Origin of the sequence: Salinirubrum litoreum (genome assembly GCF_020567425.1) — an archaeon.
Lineage (GTDB): Archaea > Halobacteriota > Halobacteria > Halobacteriales > Haloferacaceae > Salinirubrum > Salinirubrum litoreum.
In genome coordinates this window covers 507,781-528,844 of the sequence record NZ_JAJCVJ010000001.1, presented here as the reverse complement: position 1 = coordinate 528,844, position 21,064 = coordinate 507,781, and the positions used below count along the sequence as shown (strand labels likewise).

General features: G+C 69.0%; 19 protein-coding genes. 7 read left to right on the top strand and 12 right to left on the bottom strand.

The features are described 5' to 3' along the window. Window positions 1-11 precede the first annotated feature (11 nt). Window positions 12-2,843, bottom strand: coding sequence for a DEAD/DEAH box helicase (locus tag LI337_RS02525; protein WP_227228142.1), 2,832 nt, complete (start codon window positions 2,841-2,843; stop codon window positions 12-14). 124 nt (window positions 2,844-2,967) lie between these two features. On the opposite strand from LI337_RS02525, the gene LI337_RS02520 reads away from it, so the two are divergent. Further along, entirely contained in the window at window positions 2,968-3,237 is a 270-nt protein-coding gene (locus LI337_RS02520) for a hypothetical protein (protein ID WP_227228141.1), read from the top strand. Window positions 3,238-3,247: 10 nt separating this feature from the next. On the opposite strand, the gene LI337_RS02515 is transcribed toward LI337_RS02520, so the two are convergent. The 3 genes from LI337_RS02515 to LI337_RS02505 are packed head-to-tail and all read right to left on the bottom strand — an operon-like array spanning window position 3,248 to window position 7,004. After that, complete coding sequence (locus tag LI337_RS02515; RefSeq protein WP_227228140.1) at window positions 3,248-4,021, bottom strand: metallophosphoesterase; 774 nt, start codon at window positions 4,019-4,021, stop codon at window positions 3,248-3,250. Then, the gene (locus LI337_RS02510) at window positions 4,021-5,736 is read right to left on the bottom strand and encodes a hypothetical protein (protein ID WP_227228139.1); all 1,716 of its coding nucleotides are present in this window, start codon (window positions 5,734-5,736) and stop codon (window positions 4,021-4,023) included. The genes LI337_RS02515 and LI337_RS02510 overlap by 1 nt, the downstream gene beginning before the upstream one ends. After that, on the bottom strand, window positions 5,733-7,004 hold the full coding sequence (locus LI337_RS02505; RefSeq protein ID WP_227228138.1) for a Single-stranded DNA binding protein: 1,272 nt from the start codon (window positions 7,002-7,004) through the stop codon (window positions 5,733-5,735). Before LI337_RS02505 ends, LI337_RS02510 begins: the two co-directional genes overlap by 4 nt. A 174-nt stretch (window positions 7,005-7,178) precedes the next feature. Here LI337_RS02505 and LI337_RS02500 point away from each other — a divergent pair, with 174 nt between their 5' ends. Continuing rightward, window positions 7,179-7,979 carry a creatininase family protein gene (locus LI337_RS02500; RefSeq protein ID WP_227228137.1) on the top strand — a complete coding sequence of 267 codons (801 nt, stop codon included), beginning with the start codon at window positions 7,179-7,181 and terminating at the stop codon, window positions 7,977-7,979. Window positions 7,980-8,005: 26 nt separating this feature from the next. Here the strand turns inward: LI337_RS02500 and LI337_RS02495 are convergent, their stop codons facing one another. The 4 genes from LI337_RS02495 to LI337_RS02480 form a co-directional block, all read right to left on the bottom strand. Further along, on the bottom strand, window positions 8,006-8,665 hold the full coding sequence (locus LI337_RS02495; protein WP_227228136.1) for an O-methyltransferase: 660 nt from the start codon (window positions 8,663-8,665) through the stop codon (window positions 8,006-8,008). A gap of 82 nt (window positions 8,666-8,747) precedes the next feature. Next, entirely contained in the window at window positions 8,748-9,191 is a 444-nt protein-coding gene (locus LI337_RS02490; protein ID WP_227228135.1) for a CopD family protein, read from the bottom strand. A gap of 49 nt (window positions 9,192-9,240) precedes the next feature. Then, window positions 9,241-10,710 carry an FAD-dependent oxidoreductase gene (locus LI337_RS02485; protein WP_227228134.1) on the bottom strand — a complete coding sequence of 490 codons (1,470 nt, stop codon included), beginning with the start codon at window positions 10,708-10,710 and terminating at the stop codon, window positions 9,241-9,243. An 84-nt stretch (window positions 10,711-10,794) separates the two neighbouring features. Beyond that, window positions 10,795-12,621 carry an L-aspartate oxidase gene (locus LI337_RS02480; protein ID WP_227228133.1) on the bottom strand — a complete coding sequence of 609 codons (1,827 nt, stop codon included), beginning with the start codon at window positions 12,619-12,621 and terminating at the stop codon, window positions 10,795-10,797. A gap of 285 nt (window positions 12,622-12,906) precedes the next feature. Here LI337_RS02480 and LI337_RS02475 point away from each other — a divergent pair, with 285 nt between their 5' ends. Then, on the top strand, window positions 12,907-13,617 hold the full coding sequence (locus LI337_RS02475) for a type 1 glutamine amidotransferase (protein ID WP_227228132.1): 711 nt from the start codon (window positions 12,907-12,909) through the stop codon (window positions 13,615-13,617). Window positions 13,618-13,870: 253 nt separating this feature from the next. On the opposite strand, the gene LI337_RS02470 is transcribed toward LI337_RS02475, so the two are convergent. Next, the gene (locus LI337_RS02470) at window positions 13,871-14,665 is read right to left on the bottom strand and encodes an HpcH/HpaI aldolase family protein (RefSeq protein ID WP_227228131.1); all 795 of its coding nucleotides are present in this window, start codon (window positions 14,663-14,665) and stop codon (window positions 13,871-13,873) included. A gap of 224 nt (window positions 14,666-14,889) precedes the next feature. Here LI337_RS02470 and LI337_RS02465 point away from each other — a divergent pair, with 224 nt between their 5' ends. After that, window positions 14,890-16,452, top strand: coding sequence for a hypothetical protein (locus LI337_RS02465; protein WP_227228130.1), 1,563 nt, complete (start codon window positions 14,890-14,892; stop codon window positions 16,450-16,452). A gap of 33 nt (window positions 16,453-16,485) precedes the next feature. On the opposite strand, the gene LI337_RS02460 is transcribed toward LI337_RS02465, so the two are convergent. Continuing rightward, the gene (locus tag LI337_RS02460; protein ID WP_227228129.1) at window positions 16,486-18,003 is read right to left on the bottom strand and encodes an aldehyde dehydrogenase family protein; all 1,518 of its coding nucleotides are present in this window, start codon (window positions 18,001-18,003) and stop codon (window positions 16,486-16,488) included. 178 nt (window positions 18,004-18,181) lie between these two features. Between LI337_RS02460 and LI337_RS02455 the strand changes: the two genes are divergently transcribed. Both LI337_RS02455 and LI337_RS02450 read left to right on the top strand, forming a co-directional pair. Next, a complete protein-coding gene (locus tag LI337_RS02455) occupies window positions 18,182-19,243 on the top strand; it encodes a M48 family metalloprotease (RefSeq protein WP_227228128.1) in 1,062 nt (353 codons plus the stop codon). Between the two features lie 89 nt (window positions 19,244-19,332). After that, window positions 19,333-20,049, top strand: a complete 717-nt coding sequence (locus tag LI337_RS02450) for a DUF998 domain-containing protein (RefSeq protein ID WP_227228127.1) — start codon at window positions 19,333-19,335, stop codon at window positions 20,047-20,049. Between the two features lie 44 nt (window positions 20,050-20,093). Here the strand turns inward: LI337_RS02450 and LI337_RS02445 are convergent, their stop codons facing one another. Together LI337_RS02445 and LI337_RS02440 are read right to left on the bottom strand one after the other, a co-directional pair. After that, entirely contained in the window at window positions 20,094-20,312 is a 219-nt protein-coding gene (locus tag LI337_RS02445; RefSeq protein WP_227228126.1) for a hypothetical protein, read from the bottom strand. A 49-nt stretch (window positions 20,313-20,361) separates the two neighbouring features. Further along, the gene (locus tag LI337_RS02440; protein WP_227228125.1) at window positions 20,362-20,556 is read right to left on the bottom strand and encodes a hypothetical protein; all 195 of its coding nucleotides are present in this window, start codon (window positions 20,554-20,556) and stop codon (window positions 20,362-20,364) included. A gap of 225 nt (window positions 20,557-20,781) precedes the next feature. On the opposite strand from LI337_RS02440, the gene LI337_RS02435 reads away from it, so the two are divergent. Then, on the top strand, window positions 20,782-20,985 hold the full coding sequence (locus LI337_RS02435; protein ID WP_227228124.1) for a hypothetical protein: 204 nt from the start codon (window positions 20,782-20,784) through the stop codon (window positions 20,983-20,985). The last annotated feature ends 79 nt before the right edge of the window (window positions 20,986-21,064 follow it).

The window sequence follows — 21,064 nt, the reverse complement described above, 5'->3', positions numbered from 1 at the left end:
CGAAGGTCGCGTCAGTCCCAGAACGACTGCGTTCGGGCGTACTGGCGCTCCTGTTCGAGGATGTCGCGGTAGAAGTCGTCCTCGTTCTCGCGGAGTTTGGCGATGATCCGGGCGGCGTTGTGCGGCCCGACCCCTCTGGCCGCCAGCGCGATCACGGCCTGCTTGCCGTGGCTCTGGACGAGGTTCGCCGAGCGGTAGGCGCGCTTCGTCAGTCGCTCCTGCTCCTCGTCTTTCTCCCGACTGCGGACCGCCGAGACGGTCTCCTCGTCCCACGGATTGAGCGCGGCGACCCGGGTCGACCCGCACTCGGGACATTCCGGTTCCTCGCGGACGCGCCGCACCTTCGTCTGGTGGTCCCACTCGGTGCAGTGACAGCACAGCAGGATCACGCGGTCGTTCCGGATGCGCTCGCGGATCGTCTCGATGACGCTCGCGTCGGCGTTCTCCGGCACGAGGAACTCCCGACCGCTGGACTGGCCACTGGTCCCGATGGCGGTGTGGCCCTGTGCGGTGACGACCGCCACGCGACCCGACTGCACGTCCGCCAGCAGATCGGCCGTCTCCGGGACCGCCAGATCGGTGTGGAACACCTCCCGGACCGCCTCGTCGTAGACCGGCGTCTCCTCCAGCGCGGCGACCAGGCGATCTGCGCCGAACCGACTCGACCCCTGATACCGCTTCAGCGCGCCGAAACTGGCCGCGACGTGGCTGAGCGTGAACTTCAGCGAGTCGGAGTTCTTGACTGCGAGTTCCAACAGGGCTTCGACGTGCGCGGGGTCGGTCGACTCCAGCACCTCGACCACGTCCGAAGTGCCGAGTCCCGAGGGCAACTCGAACTCCACGCGGTAGGGATCGACCTCCATCCCGACCGACGACCCGGTGCGCTGGCCGAGCAGCGCCGAGACGAGTCTGCCGAGCGTCTCGTTGATCTTGTGGCCGCGACAGGAGTTGAGCACGACAGAGCGTCCCTGTCCCTCGACGACGAGACGGTCGTCGGTCGGCATCGGCTGATCGGCCTCGACCTGTTTACCGATGGGGTCGAGCGCCCGACTCGCGGTGTACTGGTCGGTCGGATAGCGGGCGGTGAACTCGCGGGCGACTGCGGTCGGGTCGGCACCGCCGGCGAACTGCGGTTCCGCGACGGCACGCATCTCACCGACTTCCCCCGCGACCTCGGCGGGAACTGGAATCTCCTGGCCGACCCACGAGGGCACCTCGCCGGCGGGGTCCTCGATCGGCGAGACGTTCACCTGCGACTCCTCCTCGTCGATGTCGGTGATGCGCCACATCTCGCCGCGCTGGATGAACGTCTCGCCGGGGTCGGCGAAGTTGACGACGAACCGCTCGTCCAACGTGCCGATCCCCCGTCGGGAGGAGATGTCGTACACCTCGTAGGTCTCCTCGTCGGGGATCATCGAGAGGTTCGCGTAGAAGTACTGCCACGTCCCGCTGGACTTCTCCAGCACGTCCTTCTCCTCCTCTAACCACAGGAGTCGGTTACCGGCGATCTCTCGGACGATCTCGCGGAACTGCGCTTCACCGAGGTCGCGGAAGGGGTACGCCGCCGTGATCGTCTCGTAAGCCCGTCTCGCACTCACGTCGCCGTGGTCCATCACGATCCCGACGATCTGGTTCGCCACCACGTCGAGACTCCCGTGGTGGATGTTCGCGTCCTCGACCTCGCCCTGCTCTGCGCGCCGGGCGATCGCCAGCGCCTCCATCGCGTCGTCCGGGTGCCCGACGATCACGGTCCCCTCGGAGACGAGTTCGGATCGGTGGCCCGCGCGACCGACACGCTGGAGCAAGCGCGCGACCTCGCGTGGACTGCCGTACTGGACGACGTGATCCACGCGCCCCACGTCGATGCCGAGTTCCATCGAAGAGGTGCAGATGAGCGCGTCGATCTCGCCGGCCTTGAACTGATCTTCGACCTCGATTCTGGCTTCCTTCGACAGCGACCCGTGGTGGACCTCGATGGGGTCGCCCAGTTCCTTGAACCGGGAGCCGAGCGCCTCCGCCGTCTGTCGGGTGTTGACGAACACCAGTGTCGACTCGTGGGACGCCACGATCTCACGGATCGCCCGGACGTGGCTGGCGATCGACTCGTCGGTCGCCAGTTTCCCCGCCAAGCGGGTGTCCGCGTCGGTGATCTCGGGTTCGACGACCTCGAAGTCGACCTTGCTCTGCACGTCGACCTCGACGATCTCGAAGGGCCGGTCGCCGGTGAGGAACTTGCCGACTTCGTCGGGAGAACCGACTGTCGCCGACAGTCCGATCCGCTGGAACCCGCCCGCCAGTTCGCGCAGTCGCTCCATCCCGACCGTCAACTGCGCGCCGCGCTTCGAGGCGGCCAGTTCGTGCACCTCGTCGACGACGACGTGGTGGACGTCCGACAGCGCTTTCCGCAACTTCGACCCGGTGAGCATCGCCTGCAGGGTCTCGGGGGTCGTCACCAGCACGTCCGGCGGGTCGTTCGCCTGTTTCTGTCGCTGGTAGTCGGTGGTGTCCCCGTGCCGGACGTCCACGTCCAGATCGAGGTACTCGCCCCACCAGTCGAGACGCTCGCGCATGTCGCGGTTCAGCGCGCGGAGGGGTGTGACGTACAGCGCGGAGATCCCGAATCGCGGGTCGGCCTCGGCGATGGCGTCGAACACCGGGAGCATCGCGGTCTCGGTCTTGCCGGTCCCGGTCGGTGCGATGACGAGTGCGTTCTCCCCTTCTGCGAGTGGCGGGATGGCCCGACGCTGTGGCTCGGTCGGGGTGTCGAAGCCGCGCTCGGAGAGTGCGCGTCTGACCGCCGGGCCGAGGTGTGTGAAGGCGTCCGCGCCGTCGCCCCGTTGCATCGGTCGAAGCGTGGGGCGCGACGGGATTAAGCACACCGTTCTCGGCGGTCGCGACCGGCGTCGAACACGGGAGCGTGCGTCCGGACGCCGAACACTCAACACCCCGGCCGTCGTCACGTCGACCGTGAACTACGCCCTCCTGTTCAACGGGAGTCTGTTCGTCTTCGGACTGGCTGCGGTCGGGGACGCACTCGTCCGGTTGACGACCGACGGGGTCGCGCTGATCGAGGTGATCGTCTTCGGTGCCGGCCTGCTCATCACGGTCCCGGCGGCGGTCGCACTCTACCGGGGCGACGACCCGTTCGAGGTGACGGGTCGCCACTGGCTCGCGATTGTCGCGGCGGCCGGCACCGGACTCTACCTGCTCGGACTGACAGTCCGGTATCTCGGCTGAGCGCCGCCGGTCAGACCGACCGGTACGCACCGAGTCGCGTCCCGTCCAAGAGGTACGCATCGCCCGACGCCAACCCCTCGGGGAGGAACGGACTCAAGAATCCCTGTCCCTCGACGTTGATCCACGTCCCGCCCGACCGCTCGGTGAACGTGGGGAAGACGATCAACTCGGGGGCCGATGCGTCCCAGCCGAGTTCTGCGACTGCACGACCCACCTGCTCGGCGAACGGGTCGGGCCGCAGCGGCCCCCGGAGCCACGCCTTCTCGGCACGACTGCCGCCGACGCTGTCTTCCAGTCTGACGGTCGGGTGCTCGTGGCCGATGCAGAGCACGTCGGCCGACAGCAGGTCGTGGGCGGGCCACGTGTGGCCGTGCAGGAGTCCGACGGGTCCGAACCGAGCGCCCTCGCCGGGCAGCACGTCCAGTCGCTCGGCGTAGGTCTCCGTGACACCGCCGTCGTGGTTTCCGGGTGCGAGCGTGATCGACACCTCCATCGCGTCGAGTGTGTCGAACAGCGCGTCGAGTTCCTCGCGTTCGGCACCTTCGGGTTCGCCGATGCCGTGGGCCAGATCGCCGAGCACGACCAGTCTGTCCGCGTCTGTCGCGTCGAGCAGTCGGCACAGTCGCTCGCGGCGTCGGTCACCGTGATCGGCGAGTTCGACGCCGCGTTCGTAGCGGAGTGCGGCCTCGATGCCGGCGTGGTAGTCGGCGACGAGCAGTGCCCGGTCCCTGCCGAGGTCGGCGGTCGCGGCTGGTTCGCCGGGGATCGGTTCGACGTGGGCCATCAGATCGGCTTCAGGCCGTCGCCGGCCTCGTAGCAGAGCCCGGACATCAGCGCCTCCTGGATCGCGTCTTCGACCGCGTCTTCGGGGACGCCGTACTCCGCGACGACCGCCGAGACCACGTCCTCGCGCGGCGCACCGTTGCCGCCGTCTTCGGTCTTCATCGCGTCGAGCACGGCCGACTCGAGGTCGACGTCTTCCGGATCGGCGGTCGCCGCCTCGTCGCTCGCCGCTTCATCGTCGCTCGCCGTTTCGCTCGTCGCGGACTCCTCGGCCGTCTCGTCGGCCGCCGGCGACGTCTTGTCGGCCGATTCCGACTCACTCGGGTCGGCACTCCCGTCGGCTTCGGCGGCCATCTCCTCTAACTCGTCGGCGTCCGGGACGTCGATACCGGCCTCGCCGGGGTCGTCGACCTCGTTGCCGGTCGAGAAACCGACGCCGTGTTCGGACTTGACCGCTTCCCGCGTCTCGTCGTCCAACACGTCGTCCAGGTCCTCCGGGGACTCGACGTCGGAGTCGTCGGTGCTCTCCGACGCCTCGTCGCTACTCGTCCCGCCGGTGTCGAAGTCGCCGAGGTCGTCCGCGCCGGTCTCTGCGGGCGTCTCCTCCTCGGCGTCGAAGTCCCCGAGGTCGTCCGAGGCTCCGGTTTCGGTGGTCGTCGATGCTTCGGCGTCGGCGGTGGTCTGCGACTCCGCGCTGTTGGCGGTGGTCGCCGCCGTCTCCGCGGAGTCGTCCGGCTCTGTTGTGTCCGCTGGCTCCGTGGACGCACCGCCGGTCGACTCGTCGCTCGTCGACGTGGACCCGGTGTCCGACGCCGAGACGACGTCGTCGGCCGCAGTCTCTGTCTCTGCGCCGGAGTCGGCCGTCGTCGTCACGTCCGATTCGGTCGGCGACGAAGCGTCAGTCTCGGCCAGCGACTCGTCGGAGTCGGTCGTCTCGGCCGACACCTCGACGTCGACCGAGAGGTCGGTGTCGCCCGCCGGAAGTGGCCCGACGTCGACGTCGCCGCCTTCGTCGGGCGCGAGGTCGAGTGCGGTCGCCTCGTCGCGCTCGTCGGCGACGACCTCCAGCGTCTCGACGGCGAGCGTCCGAACCGCTTCGAGGTACGCGGTCGTCGTCCCGTAGTGGTCGATAGCGAGTGGGATGCCCTCGGCGAGAGCCGCCGGGACGCCCTGCGACTCGAGGTGTGTCCGGAGGTCGTCGCCGGTCAGGCCCGTGTCGAGTGCGTCGCGGAAGACGCGGACGCGGTCGAGAGTCGCGCGGGCCGTCTCCACCACCCACCGGTCGCGGGTGTCGGCGTCGACCTCGTTGATGCTCTCCGGGCGGACCGAGGTGAACACGCGGTCGGAGTCCTCCGGTTCGAAGGTTCTGGCCTTGCCGGTCAGCGCGAGGAACGCCGGCGGCGTGGTGCGGTCGAGAAACGCCATCTCGTCCGGTTGGTACTGCCCGGCGTAGCTGACGAACGCGCCGGTCGGGTCCGCGATGCGTGCCCGGAGCGTCTCCTCGTTGACCGCCTCGACCGCCGTCAGGACGCCGACCGCGAACAGGCGGTTGACCCGCGCGCCGGTCGGCGTGACGACGTAGTTCGGCGCGCGTTCCTCGTCGCTCTCGGAGTAGGAGAGCGAGGCGTCGTCGAACTCCGCCGCGAAGATGCGGTGGGCGACCTCGCGTCGGCCCGGCCCGCCGTCGCCGTCTCCGTCGTCGTCGGTGGCGCTCATGCGCGCACCTCCCGGAGGAGGTCGCTGGCACGACTCGCCGGGTCGTCGTCGGTCTCGTCGAACTCGGTCGCGTCGAGGTTCGCGCCGTACTCGTCGACCGAGAGTGTCCCCCGGGCGCGGTACTCCCGCCCGACGATGCGCTCCCGGATGCGGTCGGCGACGACCTCCTGGTCCATCGCCTCGCGGGCCGCCTCCATCGCGTCGTCCATCGTCCCGCCGTAGATCTCCTCGGTGATGTCGCGGTCGAGCACGACCGTCACCGCGTCGCTCCCGTCGTCGAGGATGGCCTTCACGCGCAGGTCGTCGACGCCGTCGACCTGGCCGTGACTCCGGCACTGACCCTTCTGGATGACGCGGTTACACTCGGGACAACGCTGGATCAGCCCGGAGCCGTCTCTGACGGCGACGACGTTGCCGACGACGGCCACGTCGAACAGTCCGCCGGAGCCGACCGCCTCCGCGATGGGCAGTTGAGGGGCGTCCTCCCGCACCTCCACCTCGCGGTCGAGCGGTTTTGTGGTCGTGAACTCGGTGAGGTTGATCGACGGCGAGCCACGGAACTCCCGGATGTAGACGTCCTCCAGTCGGAGGGTCGCGCCCTCGGCGAGTTCCGGACGGGGATTCCAGTCGGTGACGAGCAGGCGGGTCGTCTCGTCGGCGACGACGCCGGAGAGGATGGTCGTCTCGCCGTCCCGGCCGTTGATCGTGCGCTCTTCGAGTTCGACGACCTCGACCTCGACGTTCATCCCGCGCTGGCCGGACTCGATGTCGATGAGGTCGGCGTCGCCGCCGATGTCGTAGGGCACGTCGAGCGTCTCGGATTCGAGTGCGACCGTGGTCGACTCGCCGAGGTTCAGTTCGGGTTTGCCGTCCCACTCGCGGACGCCGGCGTTGCCGATGGTGACGGTGTCGCCGGGTTCGAAGCCGAACTCGGTCCACGCGGTGTACGAGATCTTGCCGGTCTCGTCGGCGAGTTCGCCCTCGCGGATGGTCTGGTCGTCGCCCTGATACCGGATGGAGCGGGTGCCCTTCGTCAGGACGCGCACGGTGACGGTGACGTTGCCGGAGTCGGGCGTCACGTCGGCGACGTTCTTCGACGAGGGTGTCGCCGACCCGCCGTCGCCGCCGCCGTACTTCCGCCGGAGGCTCTGTTTGGCCTCCTCGATGGGGACGCTGTACTTGACGAGATTCTCTAGGTCCTGTGTGACCTCCTCTTTGTCTACGCCGAGGTCGGAGGCGAGTTCCTCGGCATGATCGTCTAACTGCATCGCGTCGGAGTTGGGCGTGACCGCTTAAAAAGAGTCGGACCGAACGGGTCCTGCGCAGGCCGGCAGGCTCCGGGCCGGGGTGACGGGAGACCGAGACGGGCGGGTTCGGACGGTTCGGCGGCACGTCGAGACGATTCACCTACCTTCATACCACCCGCGTTCGCACTGCTGTCCATGTACATCGCCGACCACACGTGGCCGGAACTCGGAGACTACGTCGCCGAGGAGTCAGTCGCCGTCGTCCCGCTCGGCTCGACCGAACAGCACGGTCCGCATCTCCCACTCGCCACCGACCACCTGATCGCGGAGGCGCTGGCCCGCGAGGCCGCAGAGCGCACCGGCTTCCTCTGCACGCCGACGATCAACGTCGGCGTCAGCCCGCACCACCGGCAGTTCCACGGGACGATGTGGGTCGACCCGCCGGAGTTCCGCGACTACGTCGAGAGCTTCACCCGGAACCTCACCTACCACGGCATCGACCGCCTCGTCTACGTGAACGCTCACGGCGGCAACGTCCAGCACCTCCGGGAAGTCGGCCGCAGACTCCACGAAGACGAGACGGCCTACGCCGTCGAGTGGATGTGGGACGAGTCCATCCCCGACCTGATCGACGACCTCTCGGAGTTCAACGGGCCCCACGGTGGGCCGAAGGAGACCGCGATGATCCAGCACATCGCGCCCGAACTCGTCCGCGAGGACCGACTCGCGGACGCCCGTGACGGCGGCGTGAAGGACATGAGCGCCATCCGCGACGACAACTTCGTCCACGGTGCCCGGACGTTCTACGACGCCCGCGAGAACTCCGACAACGGCGTCTTCGGCGACCAGACCGACGCGACCGCCGAGAAGGGAGAAGAACTGTTCGAGGCCGCGACCGAGCAGTTGGTGAAGCTACTGGAGTGGCTCGACGCCCGGGAGTTCGCCGAGTTGCTGCCGGCAGGCCACGTCGACCCACAGCCCGGCAGTCGGCGGTAGTCGCCTGCTGTCTGCCCGCACCCGACTCACTCGATGCGGTTGCTGACCGCGATCCCCTCACCGACCGGGAGCACGGTCGTCTCGAAGGCGTCGTCTCCCCGCACGGTGTCGAGATAATGGGCGATGCCGGCCGTCTCGTCGTCGTCTTCCGGGAGGCCGGTCCCCTCCGCGACGTAGTCCACGAGCGCCGGGAAGTCGATCGGTCCGGCGACGACGTTGTCGGCGACGACGACACCGCCCGGCCGAACCTTCTCGCGGACCTTCCCGAAGGCCTCGGCGTAGCGCTCCTTCTGGTGGTCGATCAACACGAGATCGAAGGGGCCGTCGTAGTCGTCGACAGCGGCGACCGCGTCGCCGTGGACGAACGCGAAGTCGGGCGCGTAGTCGCCGCGCGCGAGGAAGTCCCGGCCCATGTCGAGTTCGTCTGCGTCGAACTCGGTGAGGACGATCTCTCCGGCGTCCATCCCGCGAGCGAACCACGAGGCGGAGTAGCCGTAGCCGGAGCCGAACTCGAAGACCGACTCGGCTGCCGTGAGACGCGCGAGGAGTCGGAGCACTGCGCCCGGACCGGGGCCGATGGTCGGGAAGCCGTGCTCGTCGGCGTAGTCGGCCATCTCCTGCTGGATCGGGTCGTGATCGGGTCCGGTCGCTCGGACGAACCGCGCGAGGTCGTCGGGGAGCGTCATGTCTCCGGGGTCACGCGGGTCGGAGGTAAACGCTTCGTCGGTCGGGACCACGCGCCGGCACTCACGGCAGGCCCGCGTCGTCTCAGACCAGCCAACCGCCGAGGAGGAGGAGCACGACCGCGACGACCGAGGCGAGTCCGAAGAAGGGTCGGGCGTCGTCGGCACCGGTGCGGACCTTCTGCTGGTCGAGTGCGTCGCCGAACTTGCTCCCCCCGACCTCCACGAGTCCCGAGAGCGCGATCCAGAGGACGACCATCGTCACGACGAGATGCCCGTCGCCGGTCCCCAGCAAGGCGTCGCCGGGGTATCGCGTCAGCGCGAGGTGCGCACCGGTCAGCAGGAGCACGAGGGAACTGCCCCGCGAGAGCCACGTGAGTCGGTCGAGGAGCGTCGCGGCGGGACCGGCGTTGATCTCGCCGGCCCGCGCGAGTGGGAGGAGGCCGACGGTGGCGTACAGGACTGCGCCGGCCCAGAGACCGGCGACGACGAGGTGGATCGAGTTGACGACTTGCCCGAGTGCGACCATGTATCTCTGGCTGTGGAACGACGCGGTAAGTAAGTGGTCGATCCGGAACTCACTCCGAGAGAGCGCCAGCCAAGACCTTCGCACAGACCAACACCGGGTCCCAGACCGGGCTGAACGGCGGGGCGTAGGCCAGGTCGAGTCGCTCGACCTCGCCGACCGTCATGCCGGCTTCCAGCGCGGTGGCGACCGTGTCGATCCGGATGGCGGCGCGGTCGCGTCCGACGATGCTCCCGCCGAGCAGTCGCCCGGTCTCACGGTCAGCGACGAGGCGGACCGTGGTCTCCTCGCTCCCGGGGTAGTAGCCCGACCGCGACCCGGCCGTGATCGTCTTCGCCACCGGATCGAAGCCGGCCTCACGGGCCTCCGCCAGGTCGGTGATCCCCGACCGACCGCACTCCTGCTCGAAGGCCTTCAGGACCGCCGTGCCCGCGATGCCGCCGACTTCGGTCCGGTCGCCGGCGACCGTCTGCCCGACTGCGCGTCCCGCGCGGTTCGCGGTCAACCCGAGCGGCACCCACGCCGGATCGCCGGTGACCACGTGGTGCATCTCAGCACAGTCGCCGACCGCGTAGACCCCCGCGACCGACGTGCGGCCGAACTCGTCTGTGGCGATGGCTCCCGACTCGCCCAGTTCGATGTCGGTCCCCTCGGCGAGTTCGACGTTCGGTCGGACACCGACGCCGACCACCGCGGCCCCGACTGCGAGTTCGGTCCCGCCGGTGCAGACCAGTCTCGAGACGCGCCCGGTCTCGTCTTGTTCGAGGTGGTCGACCGCCTCGCCGAGGTGGAGCGTGATCCCCTGCTCGCGGAGGTGTTCCTCGACGACCTCGGCGACCGCCTCGCCGAAGGCTGGCAGCACGTGGTCGGCTCGCTGGAACAGATGCACGTCCACGTCCCACGCCGCCAGTGCCTCGCACATCTCGATACCGACGTAGCCGCCGCCGACGACCGCGACCGTCTCGGGCGGGTCCATCGCGCCGTATCGCGCCGCCTCCTCGCTGTCGAGAGCGTCACCGCCGCCGAGATCCGCGACCGAGAAGTCGTCTACCGGGGTCAGCAGGGCACGGAGTCCGGCCGCCGAGTCGAGTCCGTGGATCGTGAAGGCGGCGTCCGCGTCGGTGCCGGGGATCGGGTCGGTGATCGCCCGCGCGCCGGTCGCGAGCAGGAGATCGCCGTAGGACTGGGTGTGACGATCACCGGACGGTCCGGCGACGGTGACAGTCTCGGCGTCGGTGTCGATCCCCACGACCTCGTGACCGCGCCGGAGGTCGATCCCGCGCGACTCGACGTCGTCGGGCGAGAGCGAGAGCAGGTCGCTCAGGTGGTCGATCTCGCCTTTCACGAAGTACGGCGTCCCGCAGTGGGCGTAGGAGACCCACTGGCCGCGTTCGAAGACGATCACCTCGCGCTCGGTGGCTGGCACGTGGTCGTCGGAGTCGCCGGCGGACTCGCGGACGAACTTGCTCGCGGCACTCAGCCCCCCGGCGTCACCGCCGACGACGACGAACGGTTCGGTCATACCGGCCTCTCTCGCCGGAGCGGCAAACCTCTATCCCGGAGGTGTGTCCGGTGAGACCGACCGGCGGGTCCGTCTCGTCCGACCTCACTCCAGTTGATGGTAGTCGAGTTCGTAGCCGGCGTCCAGCGCGTCCTGGACCGCCTCGCTCGGCTCCCCGATCCGGAGCGTGTCGAGTTGCATCCCCCCGACGCTGTCCCGTCGTACGACGATGTTCCGCCGGAGGTCGGAGTCCTGCTCCGGGTAGTCGGTTCGGGCGTGTGCGCCGCGCGACTCGGTGCGTCGGAGCGCGCCACGGAGGATGGTTTCGGCCACGTCCAGCGCGAACCCGAGGTTCAGCGCGAACTCGAACGACCGACTCGTCGGCCCGCCGACCGCGAGGTCGCTGGCCCGCTCCCGCAGGACCGCGAGTCGATCGAGGCCGGCGGTGAGTGACTGCTCGTCGCGGAGGATACCGGCGTGCTCCCACAGCAGTGCGCGCAGGTCGTCGAACAGCGTCTCCGGGTCGTACGTCCCGTCACCGTCGGCGAGTCGTCCGAGGTCGGTCAGGTGTCGCTCGGCGCGGTCCCGGAGGACCCGTGCGTCACGGGCGTCGGCGGGACGGTCTCGGTCCGCCGCTCCGGCGAGTCGCTCGGCGATGGCCTCGCCGGTGAGTTGGCCGAACGCGAGCGTCTCGGCCAGCGAGTTGCCGCCGAGCCGGTTCGCGCCGTGGACGCCGCCCATCGTCTCGCCGATGGCGTAGAGGCCGTCCACGTCGGTCTGGCCGTCGTCGTCCACGCGGACGCCGCCCATCCCGTAGTGGGCCGTCGGGGCGACCTCGACCGGTTCCTCGGCCATGTCGACCCCGAGGTCCGCGAACCGCTCGTACATCCGGGGGAGCCGCTCTCGAATGAACTCGCGCTCGCGGTGGGAGATGTCGAGGTAGACGCCGCCGTGTTCGGTGCCGCGCCCCTCGGCAATCTCCCGGGCGATGGCGCGGGCCACCACGTCACGGGCGTCGAGTTCCATCTGGTCTGGCGAGTAGCGCTCCATGAAGCGCTCGCCGTCGCTGTTGTAGAGGCGGCCGCCCTCGCCGCGCACCGCCTCGGTGACGAGGCGGCCGTCCCACTCCTCGCCGTAGCGTGCGCCGACCATCCCGGTCGGGTGGAACTGGACGAACTCGGTGTCGAGGATTCGGGCACCGGCCTGGTACGCCAGCGCGGGCCCGTCGCCGGTGTTCTCGTCGTCCCGCGAGGAGTGGCGCTCGTAGAGGCTGGTGTAGCCGCCGGCCGCGAGGACGACCACGTCGGCGTCGAAGACGACGAACTCGCCGGTGTCGAGGTCGACGCCGACGGCCCCGAGGACGCGGTCGCCGTCCTCACCGGTGTCGGTGACGAGACGGGTGACGAAGACGTTCTCGCGGTACGGGATGGAGCGGGCCTGCGCCTGGGCGACGAGGGTGTCCAGCATCGACTCGCCGGTGTGGTCACCCGCGAAGGCGGTCCGGCGGAACGACTGCGCGCCGAAGTAGCGCTGGTCGATCTCGCCGTCGGGTGTCCGGGAGTAGGCCATCCCCCAGTCGTCGAGTTCCTGGAGCAGGTCGGGCATCCGGCGCGTCACCGCCTCGACCTTCGCCGGATCGTTGAGGAAGTGGCCCTCCTTCAGGGTGTCCGCCGCGTGGATCGTCCAGTCGTCCTCGGGGTCGTGTGTGCCGAGTGCGCCGTTGACACCGCCGCGAGCCCAGGTCGTGTGGGCGTCGCCGTGGCTCCGCTTGCCGACGACGAGCATCTCGGCGGCGTCGACGCCCCGGTCGACGAGTTCGATGGCCGTCCGCGCGCCGGCCGCCCCGGCACCGATCACCAGCACGCCGAGGTCGACCGTCTCGTAGTCCGCACCGCGCGACGTACCGCCGTCTCGTCGGTCGATTTCGTCCATACAGAGAGTAAGGACTGGACGGACTTGAACCCGTCGCGGTCGTGTGTGCAGTGTACGGACGGTACCGACGCTTAGCGTGCAGAATTCGTCGTGAACGACAGTGAATTTTGACCCGAGTGACGTGCTCCCGCGACGTTCGAACCCCCGTCGTGAACCGGCGTGATCGACGAGGCCGGCCGGCACTCACTGGTGCGGGCCGCGTCGCCCGTGAGCAGCCACCCCGACGAGACTGTATTGTGAAAATCACACAAAACTCTAAGGTGGCCGAGCCTGTAGAGACACACGATGACGACACTCGCACTCCTCGACGCGTCGGTCGGCGAGACGCCCGCAGAACGCAACTTCAGACGCGAACTCGCCGCCGAGGTGGACGTCGCCGTGTTCAAACTCGGCGAGGGCGAGTTCCCACCCTCCGTCTCCAGTTCGGCCTGGCGTTACGACGGCGTGGTGATCAGTGGCTCACAGACCTCGGTGTACGACGATCACGACTGGATCCACGAGGCGACCGAGTGGGTTCGACGGGTGCACGCCGCCGACGTTCCGATTCTCGGCGTCTGCTGGGGGCACCAGTTCCTCGCGCAGGCACTCGGCGGGCGAGTCGTCGACATGGGCGAGTACGAACTCGGCTACCGACAGATCAGTCGCGTCGGCGACGACCCACTGTTCGCCGGCCTGCCACGGGCCTTCACCAGTTTCGAGACGCACTCCGACCGCGTGGCCGAACTCCCGCCGGGCGCACACACCCTCGCGCGGAACGACTACGGCGTGCAGGCGTTCCGGGTCGGCGTGACCTATGGCGTACAGTTCCACCCGGAGTACGACCGTGAGACCGCCGAGTGGGTGATCCGCGGGAAGGACCTCTCCGAGGATCGGATCGAGTCGGCACTGGCGAGCATCACCGACGAGTCGGTCGCCGAAAGCGAGTCCGCGAAGCGCGTCTTCGACAACTTCCGGTCGCTCGTCGAGACACACCAACCGGTTCGGCGAGCGCACTGAGCAGGTAGTAGTTCTCGTTCTTCACAAGACAATCTGGTCCGGACCCGTCGTCTTCACACCGGCGGACGCGCCGGTCCGGAGCCGAACTCACGTCCCGGTCCCGGAGAGTCGATCCCGCGAGAGGCGGCCGAGGAGCGCGGGAATCGGCACGAACAGCACGCCGGCGACGACGACGGGCGTCCAGTAGGCGACCGGGACGCACAGCAGTCCGACGCCGACCGACTCTGCCCGCTCCGTCGACCGACTCTACCCGTTAGGCCGACCGCTCACCCTCGAAGTCGCCGAGCCAACCCTCGACGACACCTCGGAGCGCGCCGGTCGTGCTTCCGAGGTTCAGCAGTCGGTAGCCCGCCTCGGCCTTCTCGTTCACGTCGTCCATCCCGAAGCCGAGACCGCCGAGTGGGACGCCGGCCTCGACCGCCGCCCGCCGGATCGTCTCGATACCGTCGGTCACGTCGGGGTGGTCGATCTCGTCGGGGCGACCGACACCGACCGAGAGGTCGAAGGGACCGGCGAACACGAAGCCGAGGTCGGGCACCGCGAGGATGTCGTCGATGTTCTCGACTGCGGCCGGCGTCTCGACGGTCGTGCCGACCAGCACCTCGCGGTCGGCAGTGGTCAGGTAGTCGTCGGCGAGACCCCAGCGCCGGGCGCGCGGGGCGGCCAGTCCGCGGTCACCGGGGTCGCCGTCGTAGTCGAACCGGGCCGACCTGACGGCCCGTTCGACTTCCTCTGCGGACTCGACGCGCGGGAGGAAGACGTTCCGGACGCCCAGATCGAGTGCCTTCCGGAGGAGCGTCGGGTCGGTGTTCGGCAGGCGCACGAGGAGTTCGGTCCCGGTGCGTTCGGCCGCAAGCAGGAGGTGCTCCATCGTCGGTCCGTCGAGCGGACTCGGCCCGCCGTGTTCTAAATCCAGCCAGACGGCATCGACGCCGAGGTCGCCGTAGAACTCCACGAGCGTCGGACTGTACGTGTTGTCGAGTACCGAGAGCGCGACCTCACCGGTCTCGAAGCGTTCTCGAAGTCTGTTCGGTGGTCGTGACTCCATATGTGCCCGTCGTCGGCTACCGGCAAAAGTCTCCGTCCGTCGCGGGCTGACAGCGAACACGGTGAGAACAGCGAGTGCTCTGCGGCCCGGTTCGCGCCGACTCGGAGACACGGCTGATTCCGACGGTGTGGCTCCCCCGGTCGTGTGTCGTCGTGGCTTTCTCGCCCTCCTCTCGGCTGTCGGAATCGCCCGGATTTATTCCCGCTCCGGCCGACCACCGGACGATGCCCTCCAGTCAGCAGACCGACGCGTCGACAGCGTCGTGGGTCCCGAGGCTCCGCGACGGTCGGCTACTCGCAGTCGCGTGGCTCTGTGCCGTCCTCGAACTCGGTCTCCGCGCCCTGCTCTCGTGGCTCGTCTCGCCGGTACTGTTCGTCGTCACCCCGCCGGTCGTCGCGGTCGCCGGTCTCGCGGTCCTCGCCCGCAGTCGGTCGAATACAGACGAACCCGACACGCTCCCCCGGTTGCTCGCGTCGGTCGCCGGTCTCACGGTCGGCGGGCACGCAGTCGCGCTCCTCGTCGGCAGTGGGCTGTTTCTCCTCGTTGACACGCCGATTCGAGTCGGTCTGTACGCCCTCGACTACGGCGACCTGTTGACACCGGTGGTCGTCGCCCTCTCGCCACTGGTCGGTGTCGGCATCGGCACCGTGCTCGCGTGGGTGGTCCCGGCCCGCGCGGTCCTCGCTCGCCTCGGTGGTCGGTCCGGTGTCGAGTCCTGTCGAACCGCCCTCCGGACACTACTCACCGACCCGCGAGGCGTCGGTCGTCTCGCGGGTGTGCACCTGCTGGGTGTCGTCGGACTCGTCGGCGCGGTCGTCGCCGGTGGGTGGCTGGGGAGTCTCGTCGAGTCCCGGAACGCGCTCCCGGTGTTTCTCGGAGTCGCCGTCGCCGGTGTGCTGGCGGTCACCGCCCTGTTCGTCGGACTCGCGGTCGCCCACCGGACCGGTCGAGACGTGCCGGCGTCGTCGCCGGTTCCCGCCGGCCGACTGCGAGTCGTCGGCGTAGTTCTCCTGCTCGTCGTCGCGGCGGTCGCCGGCGCGGGAGCGGTGCGGGTCACCGACACGCGGCCGACCGACACCGCCGCCGCGCCGCTTCCGGACGACCCGCAGGGCGCGTACCACACCGCGCTCGTGAACACCGAGCGCGCCGACCACCGATACCGGGTCGCGGTCGACCCGGACAGCGACGAGCCGTTCGTCTTCGTCCGGTGGATCGACCGCACCGACCGTCAGTACCGTGCCGAGCCACGACGGCGTGCCACCGGGACACCGATGTACGCCGACAGCGGGACCGAATCACCGCCGCTCCGAGGGTTCGATCTCTTCTCGCTCGGTGGTCGCACGGTCGGGCCGGACGACAGAACGGTCCGCGCCTCGCCCGGCTACGCCCGCTGGAGTGCCGAGTACAGCCTGCTGTCTGACGGCGGGTTCTCGCCACCCTCGCCGGACGCGACCGGCTGGCAGGTCACAGCGCGGACCGACGAGACGCTCGTCCTCGAACTGACCGATCCGACTGCGGTGTTGGACGCCGCCTACGCGCGGGACAGCCCGCCGGTGACCAACGTCACCGAGAGCAGGATCACGGTGCGGATCGACCGCGAGCGCCGGGTCGTCGAACGGGCCGAGTATCGCTTCGCCGGCGAGATCGTCGACGAGACCGACGACGAGACACTGTCGTTCGATGCCCACGTCGTCCACGAGTTCGAGACCGGTATCGACGTGGAGCGCCCCCCTGCGGTCGGAGCACGGTCGGCCGGCGAGTGGCTCTGGACGCTGTTCGCGTACTGACACCGGTCGGTCCGGTGCAGACGGCGTGACAGCCTACCGGAGCGAGAGGTTGATCGTCTTCGTCTGGCGGTAGTGGTCGAGCGTGTCGGCCGACAGTTCCCGGCCGATACCGGACTGCTTGTAGCCGCCGAAGGGAAGTCCCGGCACGAGGTCGTGGTAGCTGTTGATCCAGACGTAGCCGGCTTCGATGTCGCGGGCGGTCCTGTTCGCCCGCGTGATGTCGTCGGTGATCACGCCGCCGGCCAGTCCGTAGTCCACGTCGTTCGCCAGGTCGATCATCTCGTCGTAGTCGTCCCACCGGAAGACCGTGAGCACCGGGCCGAAGATCTCCGCTTGCACGGCGTCGGCGTCGTGAGCCAGTCCCTCGATCAGTGTCGGTTCGACGAAACAGCCGTCCGCGAGGTGTTCGTCGTCGGGTCGGTCGCCGCCGACGAGGAACTGCCCACCCTGCTCGCGTGCGCTGTCGAGGTAGTCGGTCGTACGCTCGACCTGTTCGCGGGAGACCTTCGGCCCGAGGTCGGTCGCCTCGTCCAGTGGATCGCCGATCGTCGTGTCTTCGACCGCCGCGATCAGCCCATCCAGTACCTCGTCGGCCACGTCGTCGTGGACGAACAGCCGAGAGCCGGCCTCACAGCACTCGCCGGTGTTGTAGAAGATGGCCGACTCGACGAGCGCGACCGCCTTCCGGACGCTCACGTCCGGGAAGACGACGACCGGACTCTTGCCCCCGAGTTCGAGCGTCACGTCGGTCACGCTGTCGGCGGCGGACTTCATCACCTGCTTGCCGACCGCCGTCGACCCGGTGAACGCGAGTTTCCGCACGTCGGGGTTGCTCGTCAGTGCGCTTCCGGCCTCCTCGCCGTACCCGGTGACGACGTTGACGACCCCAGTCGGCACGATGTCGTCGATCAGTTCCGCGAGGCGGAGCGCCGACAGCGGGGTCTGCTCGGCGGGCTTGAGGACGGTGCAGTTGCCGGCGGCCAGCGCGGGGGCGAGTTTCCACGAGGCCATCAACAGGGGGAAGTTCCACGGGATGATCTGGCCGACGACGCCGTACGGTTCCGAGACCACCTGGCCGTAGCGCGACCCCGCGGTCATCGTCTCGCCGGGGTTCTCCCGGACGATACCGGCGAAGTACCGGAACTGTTCGGCCGCCCCGCGTACGTCGATCTTCGCCTCCGAGACCGGCTTGCCGTTGTCCAGCGTCTCCAGTCTCGCCAGTTCGTCGGTGTGCTCCTCGATGGTGTCCGCGATGGTGGTCAGGACACGTTGCCGACGCCCGGCCGAGTAGCCGGACCACGTCTTCTCGAACGCGTCCCACGCCGCGTCGACCGCCCGGTCCACGTCGCTCTCTCGGCCGCGAGCGACCGACGCGAGCACCTCCCCGGTCGTCGGGTCGACGGTGTCGAAGGTGCCGCCGGCGTCGGGCGTGACGAACTCGCCGCCGACGTAGAGGTCGGTGTGCTCGGGGAGGACTGCCGCTGCGGTCTCGCGGTGCCGGTCGCGGATGGCGGTGCGTGTCGGGGTGTCGGAGTCGGACTGGCTCGACATTCGTGTGCACGACTCACGGCTGTCGAGTGAAAGGCTTTCGCAATTCTTGCGAGATGCGTAGGTTCTTGTGGTTACATCTCGGGAACTCGGCCCGACAGAGTAAGTGATTGCAGTTGCTCCGGGGGCGGCGGGGCACAGAGAGCAGTAGCGTTTTGTTCGTGTCGGGAGACGGTGAGGTGTGGACTGGTCTCCTGATCGCACCCTCCAACTGCGGATGATCGTCACGCTCACACTGCTCGGACTGACCGTGGTCGCGGCGGCGGTCGCCACCGGCGTCGTCGTCGCCCTCGGCCTCGGCTTCCTCGTCACCTTCGCGGTCGATCCGGCGACGGTTCGAACCGACCCCGTCGCCTACGGCGTCGTCGCGGTCTCGGCGCTGGGTGTCGTCGCGGTCGTACTCCGTGGCGAGCGGTCGGCCCCGGCCCACACCGTCGCCTCACTCGGCGCGACGGCGGTCACGCCCGACGAGCATCCCGAACTGTCGGCGGCGGTCGAGTCGGTCGCGCGACAGGCCGACGTGCCGGTGCCGGCGGTGTACGTCGTCGAGACCGAGACGCCGCTGGCGCTGACGACCGGCTTCACCGCCAGTGACGCGCGACTGGTGGTCTCGACCGGACTGGTGGCGCGACTCGACTCGCCAGAACTGCGGGCGGTCGTCGCCCACGAACTCGCCCACGTGAAGAACCGCGACACCGGTGTCCTGACGGCGGCCGCCTTCCCGGTCGCGGCAGCCGGGCGCGTCGTCAGGCTCTTTCGCGGGACGACGCCGGGCCTGCGCTACGGGCAGGTGAGTCGCGCGAGTTACGCCGACACGCTTCTCACGGCCGGGTTGCTGCTCGCGTTCCCGGTGTGGGCCTGTTCGCTCCTCCTGACCGCATCGCTCTCCCGGAGCCGAGAGTACGCCGCCGACCGTGGTGCGGCGGCGATCACCGGCGACCCCTTCGCGCTGGCGTCGGCGCTCGACGCCATCGAGACCGGACTGGCCGACCGACCGACCACCGACCTCCGGCACGTCGAGGTGGCGGCACTCGCCATCGTCGAACCCTCGGGAGCGGGCGGGGTGACAGCAGACGCAGAGACTGGAGTGGGTGGAGCGACGGGCCTGGAGTCCGGGCCCGGGTGGTTCGCGGGACTTCGGGCACGACTCCGGCGACCGCTCCGGACGCACCCGCCGACCGCGAGTCGGATCGAGCGACTGCGGACGCTGGCGGAGAGGACCGAGTCCCGCGAGCTGGAGTGATCGGTCGTCGGTGCTCCCCACTCGCGGTTCTCACCCCGCGAGAAGGAGCGGTCGGGGTTATCGCCCCGTTCGTCGTCTCTCTAGACGTTATGGAGACCACGACCGAGACACAGACGACGACTCGAACCGACGAGACACCACGAACCGACACGGCGGTCGCGGAGGCGGTCGAGTCGGTCCGCCAACGCGTGCGGGCCGGCCTCCTCCTGTTCGCCTTCGGACTGGTGACGATCATGGGGATCATCACCGCCGAGGCGTTCTACCCCGGTTACAACGCCGGCGTGCAGGAGATCAGCGACCTCGGCGCGACCGTGCCGCCGAACAGCGTCATCCTCCAGCCCTCGGCGACCATCTTCAACACGACGATGCTCGTCGCCGGCCTGCTGGTGCTGGGGGCGACGTACTTCCTGCACCGAGCGTACCGTGACCGCCCGCTGACCGCCGTCTTCGCCCTGCTGTCGGTGGGTCTGCTCGGCGTCGGCGTCTTCGACGGGAGCGAGGTCCCGATGCACGGCCTGTTCGCGCTCCTGACGTTCACGACCGGCGGATTGGCGGCGCTGGTCGCCTCGCGGGTCGTCCCCCGGACCTTCCGGTACGCCTCGCTGGCGGTGGGTGGGTTCGTCCTCCTGCTGTTGGCGAGTGTGATGGGGTTCGGCATCGCCGGGATCACACATCCGATGGCTCCGCTAGGACTCGGCGGCGTCGAGCGGTTCGTCGCCTACCCGGTCGTCCTGTGGTTGCTGGCCTTCGGTGGGTACCTGCTGGCCGGGCCTGCCGAGTCTGAACCTGTTGCGGTCGGCGAGTGACGCGCCGAGTACTCACCCTCGTACCCACGACTGGCGGTCTGTTTTCACCCGAGCGATGGACACCAACTCGTCAGAATCCACAGGCCGACCAACGCAGGCACGATCGCACCCACGCGATACAGGCCGACACCGATGTCGCTCAATCCCGACTCGGGCGTCACCGACAGGGGGTGGCGAAGCCGAAACAGCAGGTGCGGCCGGAAGAAGCTCAGTCCGGCGACGGTGAAGGCGAACCCGGCGAAGAGGGCACAGAGCAGGACCACGATTCTGTTCGCGCCCGCGGTCGCCAAGTGCTTTCTGCCGACCCGGAAGTCACTCTGGCGGTCGCAGTTCCTCGCGTTTCCAGTACAACACCCCCGCGAACGCCAGCGCGAAGGCCGAAAAGAGGACCCGGAACCACGGCGACTGGACCAGCGCGGGGTCGACCGCGAACAGGCCGACGAACAGCACGCCGAAGAGCGTACACGGCACGATCACGTACAACGTGAGGGCACGACTGCGGGACACACGGCCGATCACTCGGCCCACGCTGATAACTCCCTGTCCCGAGGCCGACTCACGCCGGTTCGACCGCCACGACCTCCGCGTCGTCGTCCGCGTGCAGACCCGAGGCAGACGGCTGTGCGCCCGGAGTCGGCATCCGGTACCGCTGACGATCTGTGCCACCCCGACGACGGTCACTCTCACTCCGGAGGCCAAACGTTCATCTACGTCGATCGATAAACTAACTCCATGTCGGAGCTGATGCCGGGGCCACTCGGACCCGCAGACGTCGTCGGTGCGCTGGTCGTTGTCGTCGCACTCGCAGGACTCGCCGGGGTCGGCGGCGTCAGTCTCGGCGACGGTCTCGGCGTCTCGCTGGTCGTGATCGGACTGGCGGCGATTCTCGGTCCGCGGACGTTCCGGGCGGTGATCGAACTCCGGACGGGCGGGTGAGCCGTGGTTGACCGCCACGAACACGGCTAACCTGTCGAGTACTCGACCACGACTTTTTTACTCTCTCCCATCACAGGAA

Bases quoted from the DNA above. Each gene is read 5' to 3' on its own strand.
- LI337_RS02485 (WP_227228134.1), bottom strand. From the start codon at position 10,710: ATGACCGAACCGTTCGTCGTCGTCGGCGGTGACGCCGGGGGGCTGAGT.
- LI337_RS02500 (WP_227228137.1), top strand. From the start codon at position 7,179: ATGTACATCGCCGACCACACGTGGCCGGAACTCGGAGACTACGTCGCC.
- LI337_RS02460 (WP_227228129.1), bottom strand. From the start codon at position 18,003: ATGTCGAGCCAGTCCGACTCCGACACCCCGACACGCACCGCCATCCGC.
- LI337_RS02525 (WP_227228142.1), bottom strand. From the start codon at position 2,843: ATGCAACGGGGCGACGGCGCGGACGCCTTCACACACCTCGGCCCGGCG.
- LI337_RS02510 (WP_227228139.1), bottom strand. From the start codon at position 5,736: ATGAGCGCCACCGACGACGACGGAGACGGCGACGGCGGGCCGGGCCGA.
- LI337_RS02470 (WP_227228131.1), bottom strand. From the start codon at position 14,665: ATGGAGTCACGACCACCGAACAGACTTCGAGAACGCTTCGAGACCGGT.
- LI337_RS02505 (WP_227228138.1), bottom strand. From the start codon at position 7,004: ATGCAGTTAGACGATCATGCCGAGGAACTCGCCTCCGACCTCGGCGTA.
- LI337_RS02450 (WP_227228127.1), top strand. From the start codon at position 19,333: ATGGAGACCACGACCGAGACACAGACGACGACTCGAACCGACGAGACA.
- LI337_RS02495 (WP_227228136.1), bottom strand. From the start codon at position 8,665: ATGACGCTCCCCGACGACCTCGCGCGGTTCGTCCGAGCGACCGGACCC.
- LI337_RS02465 (WP_227228130.1), top strand. From the start codon at position 14,890: ATGCCCTCCAGTCAGCAGACCGACGCGTCGACAGCGTCGTGGGTCCCG.
- LI337_RS02480 (WP_227228133.1), bottom strand. From the start codon at position 12,621: ATGGACGAAATCGACCGACGAGACGGCGGTACGTCGCGCGGTGCGGAC.
- LI337_RS02515 (WP_227228140.1), bottom strand. From the start codon at position 4,021: ATGGCCCACGTCGAACCGATCCCCGGCGAACCAGCCGCGACCGCCGAC.
- LI337_RS02475 (WP_227228132.1), top strand. From the start codon at position 12,907: ATGACGACACTCGCACTCCTCGACGCGTCGGTCGGCGAGACGCCCGCA.
- LI337_RS02435 (WP_227228124.1), top strand. From the start codon at position 20,782: ATGTCGGAGCTGATGCCGGGGCCACTCGGACCCGCAGACGTCGTCGGT.
- LI337_RS02490 (WP_227228135.1), bottom strand. From the start codon at position 9,191: ATGGTCGCACTCGGGCAAGTCGTCAACTCGATCCACCTCGTCGTCGCC.